Raw genomic sequence first — 4,940 nt, 5'->3', positions numbered from 1 at the left:
GCTGAAGGACGTGCCCTACGCGCGTCCACCGTTCGACCTCGTGTTCCTCGACCCGCCGTACGCATGCGCCGCCGCCGAGGTGCTCGGGCTCGTCGTCGCGTTGCGCACGCGCGCGGCGCTGTCCGACGATGCCATCGTGGTGTACGAGCATGCCTCGGCGGCGAACGACGAGGTGGAGGAAGCGGCAAAAGCGCGCGATTTGTCTATTGCGCAGCGCAAGAAGTACGGGGATACTGTCGTGGACGTGCTGCGCGCTACAGCGCTGCACGATGCGATCGACTGAAACCAAGAAGGAACGGAAAGCCTTACATGAAACGTGCACTGACGCCCGGAACGTTCGATCCTATCACGAGCGGACACCTCGATGTCATCACCCGAGCAGCGCAGCTGGTGGACGAGGTCGTCGTCGCCGTGGCGGCCTCGCCGAAGAAGAAGCCCCTGTTCTCCCTCGAAGAACGTGCCGAGCTGGTACGTCGGGCGACGAGCCATCTGCCCAACGTCCGCGTCGAACCGTTCGACGAGCTGCTCGTCGACCTTGCGGCGAAGCTCGACGCCACCGTGGTCATCAAGGGCCTGCGCGCAATCACCGACTTCGAGTACGAGTTTCAAATGACCGCGCTCAACTACCAGCTGAACCAGGAGCTGGAGACGTTGTTCATCATGTCGCCGCCGCAGTACATGTATCTGTCGTCGTCTATCGTGCGCGAGATCGCGAGCCTGCACGGCGACGTGGCGCAGTTCGTTCCCGCATGCGTGAACGAGGCGTTGCTGAAGAAGTTCGGCGACGCGTAGAAACTGCCCGTTAGCAGGTCACGGTTTCGCGTCGGCGCGGTTCCGACCGGGTAAAATGTGCGCGCTTTGTGCATTGGAGGTTGGCTTTCCCAACAGACATGCTAGAATACTGCGACGCATGCACGCGAGGATACCCGTGCGCGCCAACGCAGATGAAACGCAGCACGCCTGGGTGGAAGGACAATCATGGACGAAACAGGAGTCTTGGGGCTGTTGGAAGAGCTCTCGATTCTGCTTGAGGACTCTAAGCCGGTTTTCGGCAAGGGCAACATGCGCCAGGTCGACATCGCCGCGGCGTTCGAGATCATGGATGAGATCCGCGACACGTTCCCCAGCGAGTTCGCTCAGGCCCGTCAGATCGTTCGCGAGCGCCAGAGCTTGCTCGACGATGCCGAGGCCGAGGCCAACCGCATGATCGAGGATGCACGCAGCCAGGCCATGACCATCGCCAGCGAGCAGGAGATCGTCCGCATCTCCCAGCAGCAGGCCGACCAGGTGCTCTCCGACGCCCGCGAGCTGGAGCGCCAGACCCGTGCCGGCGCCGAGGACTACGCCGACGAGGTGTTCGGCCATGTCGAGCAGAGCCTCGATACGCTGCTCAACAACGTGCGGCGCTGCCGTGATCGCTTGAACGCCAATTCTTTGGCCTCGGGGCGCTAAATGGACGCGCTCCGCATCCAGGTACCCCACGAGCTCTTCGCTCCGGCGGAGAGTTCTCATTTTGAAGGCTCGATCGCCATCCACGTTATGAAGGCCGGCCCGGATCTGTACGATTTCGCGGGGCCGCTTGCCTGGCAAGCGGACATCTCCAACACCGGCGACGCGCTCCTGGTCACCGGCACGGTTGAAGGCGAGGCCAAAACGGCTTGCGCGCGCTGCCTCGACGAGGTTTCGTTCCCGGTGACGGGCGAGATCGAAGGCTATTTTCTGCTCGACGAGACGAAGGCTGCGCCCGAGGATATGGACGAGGACGAGTTCGACGTGCTGCCCGCCGACAAAGTCATTGACCTGGAACCGCTCATCACCGCGGCGCTGCTGCTGGAGTTTCCTCTGATCCCGTTGTGCGACGAGGAGTGCAAGGGCCTCTGCCCCCAGTGCGGCGCGAACCTGAACGAGGGTCCCTGCGGCTGCGAGCCCGCCGCAGACGACGATGACGACATGCCGCCGAACCCCTTCGCCGCGCTCAAGGACTTTCCCTTCGACGAGCCGCAGAACTAGCTTCGCACGACCGAACGCCCGCCCTTCACGGCGGGCGTTCTTTTTTTTTCTCTCCTTGACAACCCGTCGTGCGCTCTCTAGAATGCTAGTTAGTTACTCAAGTAACTAACTAGCAGAGAGGAGGCGCGCCGCATGAACATCGACCCGGGAAGCGACGTCCCCTTGTTCGTCCAGATCGCCGAGGGTATCGAGGAGGATATCTTCACCGGCTCGTACGCCGAGGGAGACCGCATCCCGTCGACCAACGAGCTGTCCGCGCTTTTGGGCATCAATCCGCACACCGTCCTCAAAGGCATGAACATCCTCGTGGACGAGGGCATCATCTACAAGAGAAGGGGGATGGGCATGTACGTGCAGACGGGAGCCGGCGAGAAGGTGCGCGCCAAGCGCCGAAACGCGTTCGACGAGCGGTTCGTGCAAGCGCTTGTCGCCGAGGCGAAGAAGCTCGGCCTGACGAAACAGCAGGTCGTCGACCTGGTGGAGAAAGGATACGACCATGCGTGAGATACGCGTCGACCATGTGTCGAAGTCGTTCGGCAAGGCGAAGGCGCTCGACGACGTGTCGCTGTCCTTCGAGCACGGGAAGATCCATGCGCTGCTCGGACGCAACGGGGCGGGAAAGTCGACGCTGCTCGGCCTCATCGCGAACCGCCTGGTTCCCACGAGCGGCCGCATCTTCGTGGACGGCGAGCCCGCCGCCGACAACGCGCGAGCCTTGGCCAAGCTGTACTGCATGAACGACAAGAAGATGTATCCCGAGAACCTGCGCCTCGACAACCTGTTCAAGGAGATGGGGCGCTTCTACGAGGGATTCGACCGGACGGCCGCTGCGGGCTTTGCCGAGGCGTTCGGGCTGGACCTGCGCAAGAAGATCGGATCGCTGTCCACGGGCTACCGCTCCATCTACCAGCTGGTCGTCGGGCTGTCGCTGGACGTGGACTACCTGCTGCTCGACGAGCCGGTGCTGGGCTTGGACGCCAATCATCGCGAGCTGTTCTACAAGCTGCTGCTGGACGATTACCTGGAGAAGCAGCGCACGGTGATCATCGCCACGCACCTCATCGAGGAGGTGGCGAACCTCGTGGAGCAGGTGACCATCGTCGACCGCGGACGGGTGCTGCTGGCCTCGTCGGCCGAGGAGCTGCGCGCGAGCGGCTACAGCGTGTCGGGGCGCACGGCGGACGTGGCCGCCTACTGCGCGGGGATGGAGGTGCTCGACGTGGAGGAGCTGGGCGGCTTGAGCGTGGCGTACGTGCAGGGCAAGCCCGACGCGGCGCGCCTGAACGAGCGGCTGGACGTCGCGCCGCTCAACCTGCAGAAGCTGTTCGTGAAACTGACCGAGAAGGAGGAAGCGCGATGAGGAAGTTCAAGGCGATCGTCCGCTATCAGATGGCCGACATCCTGTTCTCGATGAGCGTGTTCTTCATCGTGTTCGCGGTCTGCTTCGGGCTCGGGTGGGCGATCATCGCATTCGCCGGCGAAGGGGGCACGCCGTTCAAGGGCATGTACCTGTGGATGTGCGTGTTTCTGGGTCTGTGCGGCGGCATATCGTATTCCATCGACTTCAAGTTCGCGCTGCAATGCGGCGTGACCCGCGCCCAGGCGTATCTGAGCACCGCGCTGTCGTTCGGCGTGGTGGCGCTCGTCTTCGCCCTGGTCGACCAGCTGCTTTTGGCGGTGCTGCCCCTGTGGGGCGAGCAGTCGATAGTCGCGCTGTACGGCGAGGGCTACGGGCCGGGGCTTCTCGGCTTCGCCTGGACGCTCGCGTTCAACCTGGCCATCGTGTTTCTGTCCTACGCGCTGGTGGTGCTGCACGGACGCGTGGGGAAGGCTCCGTTCTTGCTGGGGCTTCTGGCGTTCGGCCTCCTGGCGTTCGTGCTGGTGCCCACCGTCTTCCAGGTGGTGCCGGGCGCGGCCGACGCTGCAGGGGCGGTTCTTCTCCCTGCGCTCGGGTTCACGGCTCAGGGGATCGTCCTGGCGAACCCCATCGTGCTGTTCGCCGTCGTCGCCGTGCTGTCGGCGCTCGCCGCCTACCTGCTGACGCGCCGCGCGGAAGTGCGCTGACGCCTGCGTCCGACGCTCCCGATAACGCATCTTCGCTCCGAAAACACGCTCCAGATGCTGAGGCGTGTTTTTCGGGCGAAGATGCGCTTCCCGACCCGCCGCGGCGCGCCGGCAACGCAGCGGCTAACGGAGCGCGACGGTGCGGCAACCTCCTCCCGCCGCGCCCGTCCTTCCACACGACGGCTCCGTACCATGGAGCGGATGTGCAAGCATTCGGAGCATGACGGGAGGCGAGGCGCGCGTGGATGCACGCAACGATCGGCGGGAGGGACCTTCGCGCGACGGCCGTACGGCCCTCGGGCGGCTCTCGCGGCGCGCGTCGTTCGTCCTCGTTGCGGGCGCAGCGGGCGCCGCCTCGTCCATCGTGCTCACTCTGTCCACGGGGTTCGCGCAAAGCCTTCCGGCCCGTTTTCCCTGGCTGCTGCTGGCGCTGCCGGTCCTCGGCGCGCTGTCCGTGGGGCTGTATCGTCTGCTGCGCCTGCCCGCGGCCCTGACCACCGAAGGCGTCGTCGACGAGCTGCGCGCGGGCCGTCGCGTCCCGGGAAGCCTTACGGTCGGGATACTGGGCGGCAGCTGCCTTACGCTGCTGGGCGGCGGCTCGGTCGGCATGGAGGCGGGCGCGCTGCAGATGGGCGCGTCGACGGGCTCCGTGCTGGGCCGCGCGTTCAAGCTGCCGCCCGCGCGCGGCCGCGACGGCGCTTCCGACGGCTATCCGGGCGCCATCGGCATGGCCGCGGCGTTCAGCGCCCTGTTCTTCGCCCCGTTGGGGTCGTGCATGTTCGTGCTGGAGCTCGTGCGCTTCGACCGCGCGGTGCTGCGGCATGCGCCCGCCATGCTGGCAGCCGCCCTCGTCGTCTACGCCATCG

8 protein-coding genes are annotated in these 4,940 nt (G+C 65.3%); all 8 read left to right on the top strand.

Translation table 11 applies throughout. From position 1 onward, the window contains the following. Positions 1-283 (top strand): RsmD family RNA methyltransferase (locus HMPREF1023_RS02200; RefSeq protein ID WP_035578302.1); only part of this gene is annotated, 283 nt, incomplete at its 5' end. A gap of 26 nt (positions 284-309) precedes the next feature. Next, positions 310-792, top strand: coding sequence for a pantetheine-phosphate adenylyltransferase (gene coaD, locus HMPREF1023_RS02195; RefSeq protein ID WP_009304514.1), 483 nt, complete (start codon positions 310-312; stop codon positions 790-792). 186 nt (positions 793-978) lie between these two features. After that, positions 979-1,452: a hypothetical protein gene (locus HMPREF1023_RS02190; RefSeq protein WP_009304513.1), complete on the top strand. Its 474-nt coding sequence runs from the start codon at positions 979-981 to the stop codon at positions 1,450-1,452. After that, positions 1,453-2,010, top strand: coding sequence for a DUF177 domain-containing protein (locus HMPREF1023_RS02185; RefSeq protein ID WP_009304512.1), 558 nt, complete (start codon positions 1,453-1,455; stop codon positions 2,008-2,010). It abuts the gene before it with no gap. Between the two features lie 132 nt (positions 2,011-2,142). Then, complete coding sequence (locus HMPREF1023_RS02180) at positions 2,143-2,514, top strand: GntR family transcriptional regulator (protein ID WP_009304511.1); 372 nt, start codon at positions 2,143-2,145, stop codon at positions 2,512-2,514. Further along, positions 2,507-3,370 (top strand): ABC transporter ATP-binding protein, encoded by an 864-nt coding sequence (locus HMPREF1023_RS02175; RefSeq protein WP_009304510.1) that lies wholly within the window; start codon positions 2,507-2,509, stop codon positions 3,368-3,370. The genes HMPREF1023_RS02180 and HMPREF1023_RS02175 overlap by 8 nt, the downstream gene beginning before the upstream one ends. Further along, complete coding sequence (locus tag HMPREF1023_RS02170; protein WP_009304509.1) at positions 3,367-4,074, top strand: hypothetical protein; 708 nt, start codon at positions 3,367-3,369, stop codon at positions 4,072-4,074. Before HMPREF1023_RS02175 ends, HMPREF1023_RS02170 begins: the two co-directional genes overlap by 4 nt. Before the next feature lie 220 nt (positions 4,075-4,294). Continuing rightward, positions 4,295-4,940, top strand: a 646-nt coding sequence (locus HMPREF1023_RS02165) for a chloride channel protein (RefSeq protein ID WP_009304508.1), incomplete at its 3' end; no start/stop codon positions are given.

It is taken from the genome of Eggerthella sp. 1_3_56FAA (assembly GCF_000185625.1).
GTDB lineage: Bacteria > Actinomycetota > Coriobacteriia > Coriobacteriales > Eggerthellaceae > Eggerthella > Eggerthella lenta.
The sequence above is the reverse complement of the archived record's forward strand: the minus strand, read 5'-3'. Positions and strand labels throughout refer to the sequence as shown.

Coding starts and splice junctions, on each gene's coding strand:
- HMPREF1023_RS02185 (WP_009304512.1), top strand. CDS start 1,453: ATGGACGCGCTCCGCATCCAGGTACCCCACGAGCTCTTCGCTCCGGCG.
- HMPREF1023_RS02175 (WP_009304510.1), top strand. CDS start 2,507: ATGCGTGAGATACGCGTCGACCATGTGTCGAAGTCGTTCGGCAAGGCG.
- HMPREF1023_RS02170 (WP_009304509.1), top strand. CDS start 3,367: ATGAGGAAGTTCAAGGCGATCGTCCGCTATCAGATGGCCGACATCCTG.
- HMPREF1023_RS02180 (WP_009304511.1), top strand. CDS start 2,143: ATGAACATCGACCCGGGAAGCGACGTCCCCTTGTTCGTCCAGATCGCC.
- HMPREF1023_RS02190 (WP_009304513.1), top strand. CDS start 979: ATGGACGAAACAGGAGTCTTGGGGCTGTTGGAAGAGCTCTCGATTCTG.
- coaD (WP_009304514.1), top strand. CDS start 310: ATGAAACGTGCACTGACGCCCGGAACGTTCGATCCTATCACGAGCGGA.